Annotated in this window: 22 protein-coding genes and 1 pseudogene; 15 read left to right on the top strand and 8 right to left on the bottom strand. The window is 72.2% G+C overall.

Translation table 11 applies throughout. From position 1 onward, the window contains the following. Complete coding sequence (locus tag OHS18_RS10055; protein ID WP_328616764.1) at nucleotides 1-891, bottom strand: LysR family transcriptional regulator; 891 nt, start codon at nucleotides 889-891, stop codon at nucleotides 1-3. Between the two features lie 29 nt (nucleotides 892-920). Here OHS18_RS10055 and OHS18_RS10050 point away from each other — a divergent pair, with 29 nt between their 5' ends. Beyond that, entirely contained in the window at nucleotides 921-2,066 is a 1,146-nt protein-coding gene (locus OHS18_RS10050) for an FAD-dependent monooxygenase (RefSeq protein ID WP_328618502.1), read from the top strand. 140 nt (nucleotides 2,067-2,206) lie between these two features. After that, a complete protein-coding gene (locus tag OHS18_RS10045) occupies nucleotides 2,207-3,253 on the top strand; it encodes a class I SAM-dependent methyltransferase (RefSeq protein ID WP_328453697.1) in 1,047 nt (348 codons plus the stop codon). A gap of 47 nt (nucleotides 3,254-3,300) precedes the next feature. Here OHS18_RS10045 and OHS18_RS10040 read toward each other — a convergent pair whose 3' ends face one another. Further along, nucleotides 3,301-3,432, bottom strand: coding sequence for a hypothetical protein (locus OHS18_RS10040; protein WP_328453699.1), 132 nt, complete (start codon nucleotides 3,430-3,432; stop codon nucleotides 3,301-3,303). Nucleotides 3,433-3,573: 141 nt separating this feature from the next. Between OHS18_RS10040 and OHS18_RS10035 the strand changes: the two genes are divergently transcribed. Beyond that, complete coding sequence (locus OHS18_RS10035) at nucleotides 3,574-4,173, top strand: hypothetical protein (protein ID WP_328616763.1); 600 nt, start codon at nucleotides 3,574-3,576, stop codon at nucleotides 4,171-4,173. 45 nt (nucleotides 4,174-4,218) lie between these two features. Here OHS18_RS10035 and OHS18_RS10030 read toward each other — a convergent pair whose 3' ends face one another. After that, entirely contained in the window at nucleotides 4,219-4,803 is a 585-nt protein-coding gene (locus OHS18_RS10030) for a TetR/AcrR family transcriptional regulator (RefSeq protein ID WP_328616762.1), read from the bottom strand. A 68-nt stretch (nucleotides 4,804-4,871) separates the two neighbouring features. On the opposite strand from OHS18_RS10030, the gene OHS18_RS10025 reads away from it, so the two are divergent. Further along, complete coding sequence (locus OHS18_RS10025; RefSeq protein WP_328616761.1) at nucleotides 4,872-6,437, top strand: FAD-dependent monooxygenase; 1,566 nt, start codon at nucleotides 4,872-4,874, stop codon at nucleotides 6,435-6,437. Here OHS18_RS10025 and OHS18_RS10020 read toward each other — a convergent pair. After that, nucleotides 6,418-8,418: a glycoside hydrolase family 31 protein gene (locus OHS18_RS10020; protein ID WP_328616760.1), complete on the bottom strand. Its 2,001-nt coding sequence runs from the start codon at nucleotides 8,416-8,418 to the stop codon at nucleotides 6,418-6,420. The two genes, OHS18_RS10025 and OHS18_RS10020, sit on opposite strands and share 20 nt — an antisense overlap. A gap of 162 nt (nucleotides 8,419-8,580) precedes the next feature. On the opposite strand from OHS18_RS10020, the gene OHS18_RS10015 reads away from it, so the two are divergent. Next, the gene (locus OHS18_RS10015) at nucleotides 8,581-9,345 is read left to right on the top strand and encodes a CPBP family glutamic-type intramembrane protease (RefSeq protein ID WP_328453709.1); all 765 of its coding nucleotides are present in this window, start codon (nucleotides 8,581-8,583) and stop codon (nucleotides 9,343-9,345) included. A 492-nt stretch (nucleotides 9,346-9,837) separates the two neighbouring features. Here OHS18_RS10015 and OHS18_RS10010 read toward each other — a convergent pair whose 3' ends face one another. Further along, nucleotides 9,838-10,350, bottom strand: a complete 513-nt coding sequence (locus OHS18_RS10010; RefSeq protein WP_328616759.1) for an MmyB family transcriptional regulator — start codon at nucleotides 10,348-10,350, stop codon at nucleotides 9,838-9,840. A gap of 172 nt (nucleotides 10,351-10,522) precedes the next feature. Further along, nucleotides 10,523-10,672: pseudogene (locus OHS18_RS10005) on the bottom strand (transcriptional regulator); the annotation flags it as partial. 111 nt (nucleotides 10,673-10,783) lie between these two features. Between OHS18_RS10005 and OHS18_RS10000 the strand changes: the two are divergent. Continuing rightward, nucleotides 10,784-11,251 (top strand): VOC family protein, encoded by a 468-nt coding sequence (locus tag OHS18_RS10000; protein ID WP_328616758.1) that lies wholly within the window; start codon nucleotides 10,784-10,786, stop codon nucleotides 11,249-11,251. A 4-nt stretch (nucleotides 11,252-11,255) separates the two neighbouring features. Here the strand turns inward: OHS18_RS10000 and OHS18_RS09995 are convergent, their stop codons facing one another. Continuing rightward, entirely contained in the window at nucleotides 11,256-11,774 is a 519-nt protein-coding gene (locus OHS18_RS09995) for a winged helix-turn-helix transcriptional regulator (protein ID WP_328616757.1), read from the bottom strand. A 93-nt stretch (nucleotides 11,775-11,867) separates the two neighbouring features. On the opposite strand from OHS18_RS09995, the gene OHS18_RS09990 reads away from it, so the two are divergent. The 8 genes from OHS18_RS09990 (at nucleotide 11,868) to OHS18_RS09955 (ending at nucleotide 16,371) form a co-directional block, all read left to right on the top strand. Then, the gene (locus OHS18_RS09990; RefSeq protein ID WP_328616756.1) at nucleotides 11,868-13,250 is read left to right on the top strand and encodes an MFS transporter; all 1,383 of its coding nucleotides are present in this window, start codon (nucleotides 11,868-11,870) and stop codon (nucleotides 13,248-13,250) included. Nucleotides 13,251-13,396: 146 nt separating this feature from the next. Continuing rightward, nucleotides 13,397-13,870, top strand: a complete 474-nt coding sequence (locus tag OHS18_RS09985) for an Asp23/Gls24 family envelope stress response protein (protein WP_328453715.1) — start codon at nucleotides 13,397-13,399, stop codon at nucleotides 13,868-13,870. Then, nucleotides 13,867-14,232, top strand: a complete 366-nt coding sequence (locus OHS18_RS09980) for a hypothetical protein (RefSeq protein ID WP_328616755.1) — start codon at nucleotides 13,867-13,869, stop codon at nucleotides 14,230-14,232. The genes OHS18_RS09985 and OHS18_RS09980 overlap by 4 nt, the downstream gene beginning before the upstream one ends. Next, entirely contained in the window at nucleotides 14,229-14,405 is a 177-nt protein-coding gene (locus OHS18_RS09975; RefSeq protein WP_328453719.1) for a hypothetical protein, read from the top strand. The genes OHS18_RS09980 and OHS18_RS09975 overlap by 4 nt, the downstream gene beginning before the upstream one ends. Before the next feature lie 2 nt (nucleotides 14,406-14,407). Further along, on the top strand, nucleotides 14,408-14,788 hold the full coding sequence (locus tag OHS18_RS09970; protein WP_328453721.1) for an Asp23/Gls24 family envelope stress response protein: 381 nt from the start codon (nucleotides 14,408-14,410) through the stop codon (nucleotides 14,786-14,788). Continuing rightward, nucleotides 14,785-15,315 carry a DUF6286 domain-containing protein gene (locus tag OHS18_RS09965; RefSeq protein ID WP_328453723.1) on the top strand — a complete coding sequence of 177 codons (531 nt, stop codon included), beginning with the start codon at nucleotides 14,785-14,787 and terminating at the stop codon, nucleotides 15,313-15,315. The genes OHS18_RS09970 and OHS18_RS09965 overlap by 4 nt, the downstream gene beginning before the upstream one ends. Continuing rightward, on the top strand, nucleotides 15,312-15,884 hold the full coding sequence (gene amaP, locus OHS18_RS09960) for an alkaline shock response membrane anchor protein AmaP (RefSeq protein WP_328616754.1): 573 nt from the start codon (nucleotides 15,312-15,314) through the stop codon (nucleotides 15,882-15,884). The genes OHS18_RS09965 and amaP overlap by 4 nt, the downstream gene beginning before the upstream one ends. Nucleotides 15,885-16,029: 145 nt before the next feature. Further along, nucleotides 16,030-16,371, top strand: coding sequence for a hypothetical protein (locus OHS18_RS09955; RefSeq protein WP_328616753.1), 342 nt, complete (start codon nucleotides 16,030-16,032; stop codon nucleotides 16,369-16,371). Here the strand turns inward: OHS18_RS09955 and eno are convergent. Beyond that, the gene (gene eno, locus OHS18_RS09950) at nucleotides 16,355-17,638 is read right to left on the bottom strand and encodes a phosphopyruvate hydratase (protein WP_328453729.1); all 1,284 of its coding nucleotides are present in this window, start codon (nucleotides 17,636-17,638) and stop codon (nucleotides 16,355-16,357) included. The genes OHS18_RS09955 and eno overlap by 17 nt on opposite strands. Before the next feature lie 184 nt (nucleotides 17,639-17,822). On the opposite strand from eno, the gene OHS18_RS09945 reads away from it, so the two are divergent. Then, complete coding sequence (locus OHS18_RS09945; RefSeq protein ID WP_328616752.1) at nucleotides 17,823-17,987, top strand: hypothetical protein; 165 nt, start codon at nucleotides 17,823-17,825, stop codon at nucleotides 17,985-17,987. The last annotated feature ends 80 nt before the right edge of the window (nucleotides 17,988-18,067 follow it).

Below are 18,067 nucleotides of genomic sequence, written 5' to 3'. Positions count from 1 at the left end.
TTACCGGGGACCACCGACAGAAAGGACGTCCCGGATCGTGTCGCGCAACCACGTGTGGGCGGTGTCGCGTCCGTGGCGGGTGTGCCAGGCCAGCACCGCGGGGATTTCCGGCGTCGGCACGGGAAGCGGCCACGCGCGCAGCTCCGGCCCGAGCCCGGCGACGGCCATCCCGGGCACGACGGTGAGGAGCCCGGCGGCGGTCACGGCGGCCAGGGCCATCGCCAAAGTGGGCACGGTGAGAGAAACGCGCCGGGCGGTGCCGTGCGCCTCGAGGACGTCGTCGACGCGGTCGCGCCGGCGGCCGCGGCGGGAGACGACCACATGCCCCACCGCGGTGAACCCGGCCGTGGTCGCCGGGTCGGCGGCCAGGTCGTGGCGGCCGACCGCGACCAGGGTGTCGGTCAGGACGGTCGCCGAGCGCACGTCGGCGGGGTGCGTCGTCTCGTCGGTCAGCCGGACGTCGACCGTGCCCCGGCGCAGCCCGTCGAGGTTCGTGTCCGCTTCGCCGAGCACCCGCAGGCAGACGCCCGGCGCGGTCGCCGCGACGCGGGCGGCGAGGCGGGGGACCAGGGCGCTCGCCACGACGTCGTTGCACTGCAAGGTGAACGTGCGCTCCAGAGTGGCCAGGTCGAGCTCGGTCTCGGGGACGAAGATCGTCCGGGCGCGCGCGACCAGCTGGTGCACCTCGCCGCGGATCTGCTCGGCGTAGGGCGTCGGCAGCATCACCCGGCCGGCGCGCACGAGGATCTCGTCGCCGGTCGCGCGCCGGATCCGCCCGAGCGTCCGGCTCATGGCCGGCTGGGAGAGGTGGAGCCGGTCCGCGGCGGCGCCGACGCTGCCCTCGTCGAGCAGGACGTCCAGCGCGACCAGCAGGTTCAGATCAAGATGCACCCAGGTAATGCTACAGATAGCGAGTATGCATTTGTCATTATGACGGCGTCGCCCTTGACTGGAGTCGGGAGCGAACGAAGGAGCGGGAGATGCACACAGTGATCGCGGGTGGCGGCCTCGTCGGGCTCACCACCGCCGCGGCCCTGCGGCGGATCGGGCACGACGTCACCGTCCTCGAGCAGGCGCCGGAAATCCGCGCCGCCGGGGCCGGGATCGGCCTGTGGGCCAACGCCGTGCGGGTGCTCGACGACGTCGGTGTCGACGTCCGCGCGCTGGGGCAGGAGATCACCGCGTGGTTCTTCGACCCGGCCGGAAAACCGTTGCGCGCCAACGGGTACGACGACAGCGACCACCGCTTCCTGCTGGTGCCCCGGCCGGCGCTGAACACGGTGCTCGCCGATGCCGTCGGCCGGGACCGGATCCGGCTTTCCGCCCGGCTGACCGGCTTCGAGGACCACGCGGACGAGGTCGTCGTCCACCTCGACGGCGGCGAGAGCCTGCGCGCCGACCTGCTGATCGGCGCCGACGGCGTCCACTCCCGCGTCCGCGCGCGGCTGCTGCCGGGCAGCGACGCCCAGGAGCACGCCGGGCACTACGCGTGGCGCGCGATCGTCCCGGCCGGGGACGAACGCCCCGAAGGCACCGTGCTGACCATCGGGACCGCCGGTACGCGCGGTGGGTACACCCGCGTCGCCGAGGGGCGGACCATGTGGATGGTCAACCAGTTCGAGACCGGGCCGCTGCCGGGAACCAAACGGGACCGCGCCCTGGCGCGCGCCCGCAACCTCGCCGACGCGGGCCGGCACGACGAGCTCCTGCGGATGATCGCGGCCACCCCCGAGGACACGATCCTGGAGAACCGGATCATGCTCGTCCCGCCGCTGCCGCACTGGACCGGTTCGCGCGTGGCCCTCATCGGCGACGCCGCCCACGGCCTGTCACCGCACATCGCCGCGGGCGGCACGCTCGGGGTCGAGGACGTCGGCGTGCTGCGGACGGCGCTGGCGACGTCGGACCCGACCGGGGCTCTCAAGCGGTACGAAGACTCTCGCAGGGCCCGGTTCGAGCGGGTCCGGGAGTTCTCCGCCGCGGTCGAGAAGGCCGTCGGTCCGGCCGATTTCGCGGAGCGGTACGCCGCTTTCAGCCACTGGATGCTGACCACCGCGCCGGGCTGAAGGAACAGAACGCAGTGGGCACGATCCGAGATGTCCGCCTCACCCGGCCGGCTTTTTCTTGCCAGAATCGGAGATATGGAGATCACGACCAGCAACGCGTCATACGTACTGATCGACGATGCTCGCCACCGGGGTGAGGCGTGAACACGACAGCCGCCACGTCCTACCGCGACGCGAAAGCCCACTACACCTCGCCCAAGCGCCGGGATCCGGTCAAGACCATGCTCGAAGAAGTGGTCTCGCACCAGGTCCTGCGCGACGCCGTCGGCCGGGTCCGGTCCCGGCCGGACCAGCCGCTGCGCGTGCTCGACATCGGGGCCGGCACCGGGGACGGGCTCGCCCTGCTCACCGAGCCGCACGGCGGCCTCGCCCCGGTGACCGACGACGGCCGGCTCGCCTACCTCGGCGTCGACCTCGATCCCGGGATGGTCGAGACGGCGCGCTCGCTGCACGCCGGGCGGCCCGCCGAGTTCGAGGTCGCCGACATGCGCGCCGAGCCCCCGGCGGGCGACTTCGACCTCTACATGTCTTGCGGGGTGCCCTATTCGCACCTCCCGCACGCCGACACGATCGAAGTCCTGACCGGCCTGATGCGGCGGATCGTCGAGACCCGCGACAGTGCGGTGCTGGTCGTCGACGTGCTCGGGCGGTACTCGGTCGAATGGACGCCACGCTGGCCGGAGACGCGGTGGGCGTACAACATGAGCTTCTTCGAGGGCGCGAACGAGACCGTCCACGACCAGATGAGCTTCTACGACCGCGGTTCCCTCGACGACGCCCTCGTCCAGGCCGCGATCGGCGCGGGCGCCCGGCTGGGCGCGGTGACCTTCACCGACCGGTCGATCCTGGCCGGCCGGCACACCGCCACCCGCGCGTTCAACCAGGGGATCCCGCCTTATCGCACGCTGCTCAACGAGCTCGCGCGCGGCGCCACCGACGTCACGGCCGCGCAGCTGCGCTTCAAACCGCCCGCGGGAGACGTCCCGCAGCGGGTCGAGACGTTCTTCGCGACGTTCGCCGAGCGCTGGAACGGCGTCCTCGCGTCGGCGGGGGAGCTGCGCGCACCGGACCAGGCGAAGCGGCTGGCGCAGGCCCTGTTCGCGTGTGAACAGCAGTCCCAGCAGGGCCTGGGGGTCGGCCATTCCCTGATGGCCACGGTGGTCGTCGAGCGTCCGACCGGCGACTGAGCCGTGGGCGCGGGCCGCTCACCGGAGTGGGCGGCCCGCGCTCGTGCTCACTGGCAGGCTTCGCAGTCCGGGTCGTCGATGCGGCAGGCGGCACCGTCGGTGAGCGGGAAGTCGAAGTCGTCGAGCACGGGCACGACCGGCGCGGTGGACGCCTCCTGCGGCGTGGTGGTGGCGGACATGTCACTCCCTCGGATCGGAACGCTTTCTCTCCTGTGTTCAGCGCGGAAGATCGACAGGCATTCCGTGACGCGCGCCACACGGTCCCGCTCATCGAAACACGCGTGCGCGGCCGCTCGCCGGTCTTTGCTAGCTTCCCGGGAATGCGTGCACGGGTTCCGTTTGCAGCTTTCGTCCTGGTGCTGGTGATGTCGCTGCTCGGCACGGCGACGGCGAGCGCGTCGCCCGCCGGCTCGTGCGCGTGCGCGACCCCGTCGATCGACGGCTACCAGCAGTGGCTCGCCAGCGGCGAGGGCACGACGGTGCCGGCGACGGGCAGCCTGCTCGTGCGCGACCACGGCCGGTACGCGGCCGAGGTGAGCTTTCTCGGCGCCGAATGGCACGTGGCCGTCCTCTGGCTCGGCAACCGGTTCGAGGCGCAGGCCGACCTCTCCCGGTCGGCGGGCTTCCGGCTGACCTACAGCGCGACCGACGACCTCTACGTCCAGCTGCGCCCGGCGTCGCACTGGAGCGGCGGCGACAAGTGGCTGACGCTCGTGCCCTCGACGCACGGGAAGGTCGTGACGAAGTTCTTCAGCTTCGCGCCCCGCGCCTGGACGTCGCTGCCCGAACTGGGCACGCCGGCCTACTCGTTCGCTTCGGCGCTGACCGAGGCCCGCGGCCTGGTGGTCGTCGGCAAGACGCCGAACGTGCTGACCTTCCGCGGCCTGCACGTCGACGGTTACCGGCCGCCCTGCCTGTAGGGGCGCGCGGGCTCCGCACCACACGTTCGCCGACCGTGGCCGGACTCAACGGGGTGCGGCGGTCCAGCCGTGGGTGAGGATCGCGAACGCGGCTTCGGCCGTCGCGACCGGATCCGCGGCGCGCATGGCGAGCGCCGACGTCTCCAGGGCGAAGTGGGCCAGCGCGGCGCAGCCGGGATCGTCTTCGGGGACGCCGGTTTCGGTGGCGAGGGCGCCCCTGAGCGCGTCCTCGTGGCGCATCCACATCCGGTGCCAGTAGCTGCTCAGCGCGGGCGTGCGGTGCACGAGTCCGAGGAACGCCGACGCACCTTCGCTCGCGGCGCCCAGCCGGACGCGGGCGAGCGTGTAGTCCCGTAGCGCGTCCAGCACCGAGATGGCGGGCGCGCGGTCGCGCACCGCGGCGATCAGGTCCTCTTCGACGGCGCCGTCGCGGTCGAAGACCAGGGATTCCTTGGTGGGGAAGTGTTTCTGCAGGGTCGTGGTGGACACGTCGGCGGCCTCGGCGATCTCGCGGACGCCGACGTCGTCGAACCCGCGCTCGAGGAACAGGCGCAGGGCCGCGTCGGCCAGCGCCCGGTGGGTGGCCGCCTTCTTGCGCTCGCGTCGGCCCGGCCCGGTCTCCGTGGTCATGGCTTGACGATATCACTAGTTGCACGGTGTACTGAGTTATACCGTGTCACTTTTAGAGGGAGTCTTCCATGATCACACGTGTCCCCGTCCTGATCAGCGGCGGCGGGATCGCCGGCCTGACCGCCGCGTTGCTGCTGCGTCGCGAAGGGGTGTTCCCAGTCCTGGTGGACCGGCGCGACGGTGCGTCGCCGCAGCCGAAGGCGCGCCGGTTCAACCCCCGCAGCACCGAGTTGTTCCGCCTGCTCGGCCTGGCCGACGAGGTCGACGAGGCGAGCGCGCCACTGGCGGCGTTCAGCCAGGTGCTGACCGGCCCGACGCTGGCCGCGGCCCGCCCGCGGGAGCTGACCGACCTGCTGCGCGCCCGGCGGGGGCAGCAGGGACGGATGCCCGAACTGAGCCCGGGGCCGAACGTCCTGTGCCCCCAGGCCGTGCTGGAGCCGCTGCTGCGCCGGGCCGCCCGCGAGCGGGGCGTGTCCGTGCGCCTCGGCACCGAGCTCGTGTCGTTCACCCAGGACGACCACGGAGTGACGGCACGGCTGCGCCCGGCGGACGGCGAGCCGTACGAGCTGGCCGCGGACTACCTGATCGCCGCCGACGGCGCCCACAGCCCGGTCCGCGAGGCGCTGGGCATCACCCGCAGCGGTCACGGCCACCTCGCCGACAACCTCGACCTGCACTTCCGCGCCGATCTCGCGGACCTGGTGCGGGACAAGCCGTTCAACCTCTGCCAGATCGAGAACCCGGTGGCCTCGGGCGCGTTCCTCTCGGTCAACGGCACCGACCGCTGGCTGTTCTCCACCGCCGACTTCCCCGACGCGGGCACCCTCGGCGACGGCGACTGGCAGGACCTCCTGCGGATCGTGGTCGGCGTGCCCGATCTCGACGTCGAGCTGCTCGGACGCTCACCGTGGGAGTCCGCGATGCGCGTGGCCGACCGGTTCGCCGACGGCCGGGTGTTCCTGACGGGCGACGCCGCGCACGTGATGCCGCCGATGGCCGCGGCCGGCGCCAACACGGCCATCGCCGACGCGGCCAACCTCGCCTGGAAGCTCGCCGCCGTGCTCGCCGGAAAGGCCACCCCGGCGCTGCTCGACACGTACGACACCGAACGCCGTCCGGCCGGCTACGCGATCGCCGAGGCGTCCAGCACGGTGATCGGGCACGTGGGCGACATGCTGTCCGCCTTCACCAAGGGCGGTGGGCTGCCGGGCGACCCGATGACCACGATGTTCGGCACCCAGTACGCGGAAGGCGCGTTCGTCCCGGACGGCCGCGACCCCGCTCCCGCCGACCACTACGCCCCGGCGGGCCGGCCGGGCACCCGCGTCCCGCACGCGTGGCTCGACGCGACGACGTCCACTGTGGACTACGCCGGGCCGGGTCTGACGCTGCTCACCGGCCCGGACAACGGCCACTGGATCGCCGAGGCGGACCGGCTCGGGCTGCGGTGGGCCGAGGTAACGCACGAGGGCTGGCTCGCCGAGGTCTGCCTGCCCGCCGACGGTGCTTTGCTGCTGCGGCCCGACGTTGTGGTCGCGTGGCATTCGACGTCCGAGACGTCGCTGGCCGACGCGCTCACGCGGGTGCTCGGGTCCCGCGTGAGCGCCGGTCAGCTCAGCGGGACAGCGCGGTGATCAGCCCCGCGGCGCCGGGCGCGCCGAGGCGCACGAACATCGGGGTGGTGCCGAGCGGCGCCGGGTAGCCGCGCAGGGTGCGGCCGCCGAGTTCGACGCGGTGGGTGTTCGGGTCGAACCACAGACCGGCCGGCAGGACCACGTCTCGCGACGTGCCCGACGTGATCACCGGCGCGGCCAGCAGGGCCGGGCCGAGCAGCCATTCGTCGTCGATCGTGTCGAAGCGGTGGTCGGCGGGGAAGTCGAAGAACACCGGCCGCATGATCGGCGTGCCGTCCGCGACCGCCTGCTTCACCTGCGTCTGCAGGTAACCGGCCAGCTTCGCGTGCGTGCGCACCGCGTCGGCGTAGAGGCGGGCGGTGTCGGCGGGGTAGGTCACCGGCTTGCCCGTGGTGGTGTCGACGGTCGTCACCGGGGACGTCGAGGCGTACATCAGCGGCATCAGGGACGCCGCCTGCGCCCAGCGCACCAGGACTTCCTTCGACGGCGGCGGCATGCTCTCGGAGCCGCCGATCATGTCGGTCTCGACGAACGGGTAGCCGTCGGCAGAGATCGCCGAGGCCCGGCGCAGGGAGGTGCGCAGGCCGTCCCACGTCGTGTCCGCGTCGACCGCGCGGATCACGAAGCCGTAGCGCTGGTTGCCCCAGTGCGTGCGGATGCCGGCACCCTGCTGGTCGAACCGGTCGGTCATGTCCGCGCCGAGCTTCTGGTAGTCCTGCGGGGTCAGGCCGTTCGACGTGGCGCAGCTGTCGTCGAAGAACCGGGTGTCGAACTTGAAGCCGTCGACGCCGTAGTCCGCCATCAGCGTGCGCAGGTTGCCGGTGTACCAGTCGCGGGCCTGGGGGTTGCCGAGGTCGATGATCCCCGCCGTGCCGTTCCACCACTTCACGGTGCACGGCTCGGCGGGGTTCGCCTTGGCGTGCAACAGATAGCCGTGGTCGCGGGCGTACCCGTAGTTCGCCGAGTCGAGGTTGATCCAGAACGTCGTCCACAGCCCGAACTTCTGGCCCATGCCGTGGATGTCGGCGACGAGCTTCTTCGGGTCGGGGAACGTCTTCGCGTCGAAAGTCAGGTTGCCGTAGTTCGACTCCCACTTGTCGTCGAGCTGCACGGTGTGCCCGGCGACGTTCGCGGCCTTCAGGTCGCGCGCCCACGCGACGACCTTGTCCTGGTCGATGTCCCGGTAGTACTGCGCCCACGAGTTCCACAGCGGACTGGCGTACTCGGCGTCGGTGGCGTCGCTCTTCTCGGGTTTGCCGACCTCGCCGACGTAGTCGTCGTAGACCGCGCGGCGGCTCGACTCGACGAACACCGTGCTCGAGTACTCCGCCGACCCGGTCACGGCGAGATCGGCGCGCCCGTTGGCCAGCGCGACCTTCATCGGCTGCGCGGTGCGGACGTACACCCCGACCGACTTCGAAGTGAAGAAGTACGGCTCCTGCATCATGTAGCTGGCCGGGGAGAACTCCGGTTCGTCCACCACGCCCGCCGAGAGCGGGTACGGCTGGACCCGGCCTTCGCTGGTCTCCCCGCCGCCGTACCAGTGCCCGGACGCCGCCAGGTCGAAGTGCGTCGCGCGGTCGCCGGCCGGCTCCCCGGCGACCGACCAGGTCAGGTCGAACCGGTCCGCGCGCGGCGTCAGCCGCAGGGTGACCGTCTTGCCCGCCGTGCTGTCGGCTTCGGCGACCACGGTCACGCCCTGCTTCGAGACGGACCGCACGCGCGTCGCCACCGCGTCGCCGAAGGTGAACGCGTCCGAGGCCGTGCGCAGCAGCGGCTCACCACCTCGCGAAACGGTGACGCCGAGGTGGGCGGTGTCGATCCGCACCTGGTAACCCGGGGCGTCGCCGCTGCGGGGGACCGTGAAGGCCGACGCCGTGAGCCGGTCCGCCGCCGCGGGTGCCGCGAGGGCTCCCGTGAGGGTCAGGGCGACGGCACCGCACAGCAGCCGTCGAGGGGTTCCGCTGAGCCGTCGATGCACCCGAGCCTCCAGAAAGTGCGAGAAACTGCTCGTTTCTACGTCTATTCGTGCAGGAGTAAGCAGACAGGCTGGCGGGGTTGCTTGTCAAGAGTTCGCGAGACCCGCGCCGTTGGGTCATGATCGGGACCCGAGCCCGCGGGGCTCCCGGCGGAGTGGAGTCGTATGTCGTCGCAGCCTGTCAAGGCCGGGAGCCGCGCGCTGCCGGTGTGGGCGTACCTCGCCCTGGTCGTCGGGTACGTGGTGGTGACCGGGCTGATCGGCTGGGCGGCGACGATCGGGATCGACGTCGCGTACGCCAGCCCGACCTCGCTCGACGAGGTCTGGCGCAGCCTCACGCTCCCGGTCGGCATCGGGCTGGTGCTGGTCGCCGTGGCGATCACGGCGCTGCGGTGGTGGCGGCCGGTGCTGACCGACGACCGGCCCGTGCAGCGCTGGGTGCTCGCCGTCCCGGTGATCATGGTCGTGGCGATCCTGCTCGCGACCGACTACGCCGGGCTCGCCGACCGCGGCCTCGGCTTCACGCTGCTGCTCCTGCTGAGCGCGTTGTTCGTCGGCTACGCCGAAGAGGCGCTCTTCCGCGGGATCGGCGTGACGGTCTTCCGCGCCCACGGCTTTTCCGAGGGCAAGGTCGCGCTCTGGTCGTCGGTCGTCTTCGGCCTCGCACACGCCGCGAACCTGTTCTCCACCGGCCCCAAGGCGCTCGTCCAGGTGCTGGTGGTCGCGGTGGCGGGCTACTTCTTCTACCTCGTCCGGCGGCGTTCCGGCGGGTTGCTGCTGCCCGGCCTGCTCCACGGGCTCTGGGACTTCTCGCTCATCTCGTCCGCGGTCGTCCCCGGTCGCGCGTACGCGGGTCCGATCGCGAGTGTGGTCGCCCTGATCGTGCTCGCGGTGCTCGTCCTCGTCCGGCGACGCCACATCGAGGTGTGACCCCTCGGTCGTCGAGGGTGTGCTCGAGCAGGGTCGAGCTGCGCTTGAACTCAATGGTCGGGCGCGTCCGGTTCGCGTCGGCCGGAGTGGACCCGGCCGGCGACCTCCACCACCCGGCCTCCGAAGTGGACGGTCCCCGGACGGCCGTCGTCGTGGCCGGCGCGTACCTGGCTCCGGCGGCGGCGAAGAGGGCGCTCTTCTCGTCGGTCGCGCTGGTGGCCCCCGCACTGCCCAGCCGTGCCACCGTGGTGGCCGCCCTCGGTGGCCTGCAAGGAGTCGCTGCCCTCCGCAGTGCGGCCCGGGAAGCGCGAGAGTGGTACGAGCGGACGGGCGAGGAGCGGCTCGAGCCCGCGGTGCCGCGCGCGGAAGAAAGCCTCCCCGCCGACTACGTCGCCGACCCGGAAGCGGGGCGATCTCCTTGTGGGATAACACGTTCAACCCCGCCTCGTGGGACCGGTGGCTCGACTACGACGCGCAGTACAACTTCTGCGATCAGCCCGGTCCGGTCAAGACCGCCGTCGACGCGGCAACGCGGTTCTTCGTCGCCAGCAGGCGGAGTTTCTCCTCCGACGGCGATCCGGTCGCGGCGGTGTAGACGATCAGCGACAGCTCCGGGTCCGACGGCGGCACCAGCGACTCGTAGTTGATCACCATCTCGCCGACGGCGTCGTGGTGGAACCGCTTGGTGCCGTGGGTGTGCTGGAAGACCTGGTGGTCCGCCCAGAACCCGGCGAACTCCGGTGCCCGCTCGCTCAGCTCGGCCACCAGCGGCGCCGAACCCGGTGCGCGGCGCAGGATCGCGACCATCTGCGCCGCGATCCCGGCCCAGTCCGGGTACACCGCGCGGGCCTTGGGGTCCAGGAACATCCAGCGGACCATGTTGCGCTCCGCCGGGGGCATCGCGTCGAAGTCGTCGATCAGGATCTTGCCCATCCGGTTGATCGCGACCACCTCGAGCCGCGGGCCGTGCAGGACCGCGGGCACCGGGTCCAGCGCGTCCAGCATCATCCGCACCGCGGGCCGGGCCCGGACCACGGCCGGCGGCGGCGTCGCGGGCTTGACCAGGGAGAACAGGTGACGGCGTTCGAGGTCGTCCAGGCGCAGCGCGGTAGCGACGGCGCCTGAGCACCTGCTCGGAGACGTTGCGGGCCCGGCCCTGTTCCAGCCGGGTGTAGTAGTCGGGGCTCACGCCGGCCAGGCGGGCGATCTCCTCGCGGCGCAGGCCGGCCACTCGGCGGCTCCCGGCCCAGGGAAGGCCGACGTCCGGCGGGGTCAGCCGGGCGCGCCGGGATCGCAGGAACTCGCGGAGCTCGTCGGCCTGGGTCATCCCGCCATTCTCGCCGATCCGAAGGTGGTTCTGCTGGACCCAGGCAACCGGTTTCCGCGGGCCCGCCGCGTCGGTTGACTGGAGATCACCAACCGGACCACAGGAGCCGAAATGCCGATGCCCGCCCACCCGCCCAAGAACCCGGCCAGCCCGTTCGCCTCGTTCGGCGGCCACCACGTCGGGATCCGCGTGCCCGACTTCGCCGCCGCCAAGGACTGGTACACCGGGAAGCTCGACTTCCGGGTGCTGCAGGAATGGCCCTACGGCGAGCTGAAGCTCGCCTACCTCAGCCCGGCGAACGACGACGACTTCCACGTCGAGCTGCTGGCCGGTCCGGTCCCGTTCCCGAAGCCGGTGCTCGACGACCTCGGCGTCAGCCTGCAGTACGGCGGTTATCAGCACATCTGCGTGCACGTGGACAGCGTCGACGACGCGCTCGCCGAGCTGACCGGGCGCGGCGTCGACATCGTCGGCGAGCCGTTCGAGATCGAGGACATCAGCCGCCGCCTGGCCTTCATCCGGGACCCGTGGGGCAACATGATCGAGCTGTCCGAGACGCTGCCGGGCGCCGGCGCCTGAGTCTTCAGTGGATCGGCCGCAGCAACGGCCGCGGGTCGGCCAGGACCGTCGTGATCGCGCTGTCCCGCGGTGACGGCGGGGGCAGGCCCGGGCCGGGGGTCATCACCGTGTCGGCGACCGGTACCTGCGCGCCGCAGGTGACGCACGCGCCCGCCGGGGTCACCTCGCCGCCGCAGGACTCGTGCACGAACACCCGCCGGCGGCCTTCGGGTGCGTAGTACTCGTCGCCCCACGCCGACAGTGAGCGGACGACCGGCCACAACGCGAGGCCTTTCGCCGTCAGCTCGTACTCGCTTCGCTTGCCCGGCCCCGGAACGCGGGTCAGGACCTCTTCGCGGACCAGGAACTCCAGCCGTTCGGTCAGCACCGCGCGGGGAGTGCCCAGGTGCTCCAGGAAGTCGCTGAACCGCCGGACGCCGAAGACCGCGTCACGCACGATCAGCAGCGTCCAGCGCTCGCCGACGATTTCCAGGGCGCGCACGATCGAGCAAGCCTGGCCGGTGTACTCGCGGGGGAGTGCCATGCGCCCCAGTGTGCCACAGAAAGGTTCGGTGAACGAACAAACCGTGCTAGCCTCCGGGCAAAGAGTTCGGTCACCGAATCAACTGGAGTCCGCATGGACCGCCGCCCGGCCGCCGTGCTCGTCGCCTCCGGCGGCGGCACGCTGCTCGCCATGTTCGTGTTCACCGCGCCGCTGTCGATCGTCCCGTCGGTGGCCCGCGGGCTCGGGGCCGGCGCGATCGCGACGTCGTGGATCCTCAGCTCGATGAGCCTCGGCCTGGCGGTCGCGCTGCTGCCCGCCGGGGCGATCGGCGACGACTTCGGCCGGCGGCGCGTGTTCGCGGCCGGCGGGGGAGTGCTCGCCGCCGGGTCGCTGCTGTGCGCGGTCGCGCCCGGGCCGGTGACCTTCATCGCCGGCCGGGTCGTCGAAGGGCTCGGGGCGGCCGCGCTGATCGCCTGCGGTCTCGCGGTGCTCGGGCACGCCTTCCCGGACGCCGCCGGCCGCGCCCGTGCCACCGGCGTGTGGGGCGCGTGCCTCGGTGCCGGCATCGCGACCGGTCCGGTGGCCGGCGCGGTCCTCGACCTCGCGGCCGGCTGGCGCACGCTCTACCTCGTCACGACCGTGCTGTCCGCGGGCGTCGCCGTGCTCGGCCGGGTCCTGCTCGAAGAGTCCGTCTCGGGCCGGGCGCGCAAGGTCGACGTCGTCGGGTCGCTGCTGCTCGGCGGCGGTCTCGCGGCGCTGCTCGCCGCGCTGACCGAAGGACGCCAGGGCTGGACGAGCCCGCTGGAAGTGACGCTGCTCGTCGCCGCGGTCGTCCTGCTCGCCGCGTTCTTCGCGCACCAGAACCGCGCCGAGGGCGGGATGCTCGACCTGACGCTGTTCCGCCGTCCGGCGCTGCTTTCGGCGACGACCGGCGCGTTCGTGGCGGGCGGCGGCGTCACGGCGTTGATGGCCTTCCTGTGCACGATGCTGGAGAACGGCCTGGCGTTCACCCCGCTGACGGCGTCGCTCGTGGTGCTGGTCTGGTCGGCGACCAGCGTGGTCTCGGCGCTGCTGACCCGGCGGCTGCCCGCGGCGTTCTCCGGCGGGGCGCGGCTGAGCGCCGGCCTGCTGGTGGTGGCCGCCGGGCTGGTGCCGCTCGCGTTCGTCACCCCGGGCTCCGGCGCGGGCCCGCTGCTCGGCGGATTGCTGCTGGCGGGGATCGGGACCGGCGTGGTGAACGCGTCGCTGGGCCGCGAGGCGGTCGCGAGCGTGCCGCCGCACCGCGCCGGGATGGGCAGCGGCATCAACAACACGAGCCGGTACGTCGGCGCGGCGCTGGGCGTCACCGTGGTGACGGTGCTCGCGGTTCACCCGTCGGCGACCCCGGCAACAGACCTCGTCGCGGGCTGGAACGTCGCCGTACTGGTGGGAATCGCGCTGTCGGTGGCCGGCGCGGCGGTCATCGCCGCCCTGGGTGCGGCGGCGAAACGCGCCGGGGTTCCCGTCGCCCGGTAGCGCCCGCGGTCACCCGTACACGGGAGATGGGGGTCACACGATCGGGTCGTGACGATCTTCCCAGCGCGTTGTCTGTCCTGTGTGGAAGAACAATCAAGGGGCTTCCGCGACAACACAACGCATTCCCGATGTGCGAAGGAGACGTCATGACGAACGCCACCGCCACCAAGGTGCCCGCCCAGCAGGCACCGTCGGACCAGGCCAAGAAGAGCGGCGACGGCGCGCTGGTGACGACCGAGGGCGCCACGTCGATCGCCGACGTCGTCGTCCAGAAGATCGCCGGCCTGGCCACCCGGGAGATCCCCGGCGTGCACGCCCTCGGCGGCGGCGCCGCGCGGGCGTTCTCCGCGATCCGCGAGCGGATCCCGGGCGCGACCGCCTCGGCCGGGCAGGGCGTGTCGGTCGAGGTCGGCGAGAAGCAGGCGGCCGTCGACCTGCAGATCGTCGTCGAGTACGGCGTGTCCATCGCGGACCTGTCGCGTTCGGTGCGCCGCAACGTGATCACCGCCGTCGAGCAGATGACCGGCCTGGAGGTGGTCGAGGTGAACATCAACGTCGGCGACCTGCACCTGCCGTCCGAGGACGAGGGCGAGACCACCGAAACCGGCCGGGTGCAGTGAATCCCGAACCCGACGCCGCGCGGATCGCCGCCGCGGTCCGGATCGCGCCCGGGGTGACCGGGCTGCACGGCGGGCGGTTCGGCGAGATCGCCACGCTCGACCCGCCGCGGCGGATCGCCGGCGTCCGGGTCCGCGACGAGGACGTCACGATCGCGGTCACCACGCGCTACCCGCTGGTGGCCGCGGACGTCGCCGCCGCCGTGCGCACCGCCGCCGCCGTCGCGGGGCGGCCGGTGCACGTCGTGATCGCGGATCTGGCCGAGCCGGCCGGCGCCGCACCGGAGAGCACCGGACCGGCGATCCCTGCACCGGAGGTCCCCGTACAAGTGGTTGCCGCACAAGAGAAGGAGAGGGTCTCGTGAAGTCCACGCAGCTGGGCCTGCTGACCGGCCTCGTCCTGGGGCTGGCCGTCGCGTTCGGCGGCTTCGGCGCGTTCGCCGCGGTCGCCGTGCTGGGGGCGATCGGCTTCCTGGTCGGCCGCTACCTCGACGGCAAGCTCGACCTGTCGCAGCTCGCCGGCCGCGATCGGGGCTGAGCGTGACTGCCACCCTGACCGCGCCGGTCGCCGAGCGCGGCGTGCTGACCATCTCGGCGCAGGCGGTCGAACGGCTGGCCGCCTGCGCCGTGCTCGAGGTCGACGACGTCGGCGGCGCGGCCGGCCGGGTCCTCGGCGTCAGCCTGAGCGGCGAGGACCTCGACCACTCCGCGAAGGTGAGCGCCCACGTCGGCGACGGGACCGTGACGCTCGACGTCCGGATCTCGATCGTCTACCCGGCGTCGGTCGCGCGCACCACCGAGCGGGCGCGCGAACACCTCGTTTCGCGCGTGGAGGCGCTGACCGGGCTCGCGGTGACGCGCGTCGACCTCACGGTCACCGCCCTGCACACCACCGCGGGCCCAGTACGGAGGGTCGAATGAAACGCCGTCCCCGCCGGAGCGTCCCGGCCGTCCTGACCGCGGTGGTGGTGCTGGCCGCGTGCGTGCTCGTCGCCGTCGTGGCGGTCCAGCTGATCCTCGGCGAACGTCCGTGGGTGAGCCCCGACGCGGTCGCGTCCCGGCTGCACGACCTGCGCTGGACGGACGTGCTGCCGGCCGTGGCCGGGGGCGTCGTCGCGCTGCTCGGCCTGGTCCTGGTGCTCGGCGCGATCCTGCCGGGGACCCTGACCGTGCTGCCGCTGGGCGGATCCTTCGACGCGGGCGCCGCTCGCGGCGGCTACCGCTCGACCCTGCGCGCCGCCGCGGCGGGCGTCGACGGCGTGTCCGGTGCTGCGGTCAAGCTCGGCACCCGGCGCGTGAAGGTCCGGGTCGAGACGGCCCGGACCCGGACCGAAGGCCTCGCCGACGCCGTCCGCGAGGCGGTCGGCCACCGGCTCGACCAGGTCGGCCCGGCCACCCGGCCGGCGATCTCGGTGCGAGTCCGCGCTCCCCGGAAGAAGGCGTCATGACGAACCTGAACCGCCCGGCCCGGCTCAACCGCGTCCTGCTCGGCCTGGTCGGGCTGGTGCTGCTGGCCGCGGGCGGGTTCGCGGTCGCGACCCACTTCCGGCGCCTGACCGTCGTCGATCCCGAGGCACCGCTGGTCCCGGGCACGGCCATGCCGCCGACGTGGGTGCTCTACGTCGCCGCCGCAGCGGCCGTGGTGCTCGGGCTGCTGGTGCTGCGCTGGCTGCTCGCCCAGCTGGCGCGTCGCCCGCGGACCCAGACGTGGCGCTTCGAGTCCGACCCGGACGGCGGCCGGACCGAGCTGGCGGCCGACGCCGCGGTGGCGCCGTTCACCGAGGAGCTCCGGACCTACCCGGGTGTGCACCAGGCCCGCGCCACGCTGGCCGGGACCCGCGAGGACCCGACGCTGGCGCTGGTCGTCTCGGTGGAGCAGGACGGCGATCCCACGGAGATCCGCGAACGCCTGGAGACCGAGGGCCTGCCCCGGCTGCGCCAGGCGCTGGATCTCGACACCGTGCCGGTCGCCATCGAGTTCCGCTTCACCACGTCCGCCGGCCCGCGGATCCGCTGACGCGGCTTCCTGAGCCGGGCGGGGCCGCATCCGCGACCTTATCGTGCCTGTTCGGTGGCTGTACGCCGCGGCGGCGGTGACTTAGCGTGGAGGGAAGGAACCGTCGGCAGGCGGGCTCCTGGTCACCGGGGACCGGGTCCACGGCGTGCGCCTCTGCGACGTCCTGCGCGAAGGCCCGTTGCCGGGGGACACGCGGCACAAGATGGCGAGCCTGACGGTCGTCGTGCCGGCGGTGGCCGAGGACGGCTTCCAGGTCGTGCTGTCCCTGGCGGAACTGGACCCGGAGTTCGGCGCGTGCGCGGCCTTGCCGGCGACCCGGTACAACGGCGAGCTGCCGGCCCGGCCGACGCTGGTGCTGCCGAGCGACCAGCGGGCGAGCCGGTACGTGCGGGGACTGGCCCGGCTGCAGCTGATGTGCGTCGGCGGCGATCCGGTCCGGAACGGCACTCGCGGTTCCGGACCGGATCGGGTCAGCGGCGGCCGCTGATCGTCGACGCGCCCGCGTAACGGGCTTCGGCGCCGAGCTCCTCTTCGATGCGGATGAGCTGGTTGTACTTGGCGGTGCGGTCCGACCGCGACAGCGAGCCGGTCTTGATCTGGCCGCAGTTGGTGGCCACGGCGAGATCGGCGATCGTGGTGTCCTCGGTTTCGCCGGACCGGTGCGACATGACGGCCGAGTAGCCCGCCTTGTGCGCGGTCTCGACGGCGTCGAGCGTCTCGGTGAGCGTGCCGATCTGGTTGACCTTGATCAGGATCGAGTTGCCGATCCCGCGCTCGATGCCGTCCTTGAGCAGATTCACGTTGGTGCAGAACAGGTCGTCGCCGACGAGCTGCACGCGGTCGCCGATCCGGTCCGTCAGCTGCTTCCAGCCGGCGAAGTCGTCCTGCGCCAAGCCGTCTTCGATGGAGACGATCGGGTACTTGGCCGTCAGCTCCGCGAGGTAGGCGACGTGCTCCTCGATGCTGCGCTTGCGGCCTTCACCGGTGTAGTCGTAGACCTCGCCGTTGTAGAACTCGGACGCGGCCGGGTCGAGCAGCAGCGCGATGTCCTCACCCGGCTTGTAGCCGGACTGCTCGATCGCGCGCAGGACGAACTCGAGCGCTTCGTCGGCGGAGCTGAGGTTCGGCGCGAAGCCGCCTTCGTCGCCGACGTTGGTGCCGTGCCCGGCTTCGTGGAGCGACTTGCGCAGCGTGTGGAAGACCTCGGAGCCCATCCGGACGGCGTCGGCGAAGGTCTCCGCGCCGATCGGGCCGATCATGAACTCCTGGAAGTCGATCGGGTTGTCCGCGTGCGCGCCGCCGTTGATGATGTTCATCATCGGCATCGGCAGCAGGTGCGCGAACACGCCGCCGACGTAGCGGTAGAGCGGCAGCCCGCTGGCGGCCGCGGCGGCCTTGACCACCGCGAGCGAGACGCCGAGCGTGGCGTTCGCGCCGAGCCGGGCCTTGTTCGGGGTGCCGTCGAGGGCGATCAGCGCGCGGTCGACCTCGGTCTGCGACTCGGCGTCGAGCCCGACGACGGCCTCGGCGATCTCGGAGTTGACCGCGTCGACGGCCTTGCGCACGCCCTTGCCGTGGAACCGCGACTTGTCCCCGTCACGCAGCTCGACCGCTTCCTTCGTGCCGGTGGAAGCGCCCGACGGCACGGCGGCCCGGCCGAGCGAACCGTCCGCCAGCTCGACGTCGACCTCGACGGTCGGGTTGCCCCGGCTGTCGAGGACCTGGCGGCCGTGGACCCGGACGATGGCTGTCATTTCGCTCCTCGATGAGTTGGTGCCGCAACACCCTTACGGTGCAACAGCTACAGGCGCGGCGCCACGGTGAGCCGCGAAACACGGGGGAGACTAGCAGAATTTACTGAATCGATCCTGAACTTTTCCCTGCGAAGGGATTGATTCCGTTGCTGCTCAGGGTGCTTCCGGTGTCGATCCGCGGATCGTGGGCAGTTCGCCGACCACCATCGACGACTTCCCGGCCACCGTCATCTTCAACGTCAACGGCGCGCAGCAGTGTGCGGGCACCCCTGGTGCCGGCGGCAGCACGTACGACAGGCCGTCCCTGTTCTGCGCGGGTTTCGTGGGGCCGGGCTCGCGCATCGGCTGACCTGTGCGCGTCCGGCTCGGACAACTGAATCATCCTTGACAAATTTTCTTGTCGGTGTGACGCTCTGCTCGTCAGCAAGG

The sequence above is a fragment of the Amycolatopsis sp. NBC_00355 genome (assembly GCF_036104975.1).
Lineage (GTDB): Bacteria > Actinomycetota > Actinomycetes > Mycobacteriales > Pseudonocardiaceae > Amycolatopsis.
This window is presented reverse-complemented; position numbering and strand designations above follow the sequence as displayed.

Coding starts and splice junctions, on each gene's coding strand:
- OHS18_RS10030 (WP_328616762.1), bottom strand. CDS start 4,803: ATGACCACGGAGACCGGGCCGGGCCGACGCGAGCGCAAGAAGGCGGCC.
- amaP (WP_328616754.1), top strand. CDS start 15,312: ATGACGAACCTGAACCGCCCGGCCCGGCTCAACCGCGTCCTGCTCGGC.
- OHS18_RS10025 (WP_328616761.1), top strand. CDS start 4,872: ATGATCACACGTGTCCCCGTCCTGATCAGCGGCGGCGGGATCGCCGGC.
- OHS18_RS10040 (WP_328453699.1), bottom strand. CDS start 3,432: ATGTCCGCCACCACCACGCCGCAGGAGGCGTCCACCGCGCCGGTCGTG.
- OHS18_RS09985 (WP_328453715.1), top strand. CDS start 13,397: ATGACGAACGCCACCGCCACCAAGGTGCCCGCCCAGCAGGCACCGTCG.
- OHS18_RS10010 (WP_328616759.1), bottom strand. CDS start 10,350: ATGCTGGACGCGCTGGACCCGGTGCCCGCGGTCCTGCACGGCCCGCGG.
- OHS18_RS09995 (WP_328616757.1), bottom strand. CDS start 11,774: ATGGCACTCCCCCGCGAGTACACCGGCCAGGCTTGCTCGATCGTGCGC.
- OHS18_RS09965 (WP_328453723.1), top strand. CDS start 14,785: ATGAAACGCCGTCCCCGCCGGAGCGTCCCGGCCGTCCTGACCGCGGTG.
- eno (WP_328453729.1), bottom strand. CDS start 17,638: ATGACAGCCATCGTCCGGGTCCACGGCCGCCAGGTCCTCGACAGCCGG.
- OHS18_RS10015 (WP_328453709.1), top strand. CDS start 8,581: ATGTCGTCGCAGCCTGTCAAGGCCGGGAGCCGCGCGCTGCCGGTGTGG.
- OHS18_RS09990 (WP_328616756.1), top strand. CDS start 11,868: ATGGACCGCCGCCCGGCCGCCGTGCTCGTCGCCTCCGGCGGCGGCACG.
- OHS18_RS10035 (WP_328616763.1), top strand. CDS start 3,574: ATGCGTGCACGGGTTCCGTTTGCAGCTTTCGTCCTGGTGCTGGTGATG.
- OHS18_RS10000 (WP_328616758.1), top strand. CDS start 10,784: ATGCCGATGCCCGCCCACCCGCCCAAGAACCCGGCCAGCCCGTTCGCC.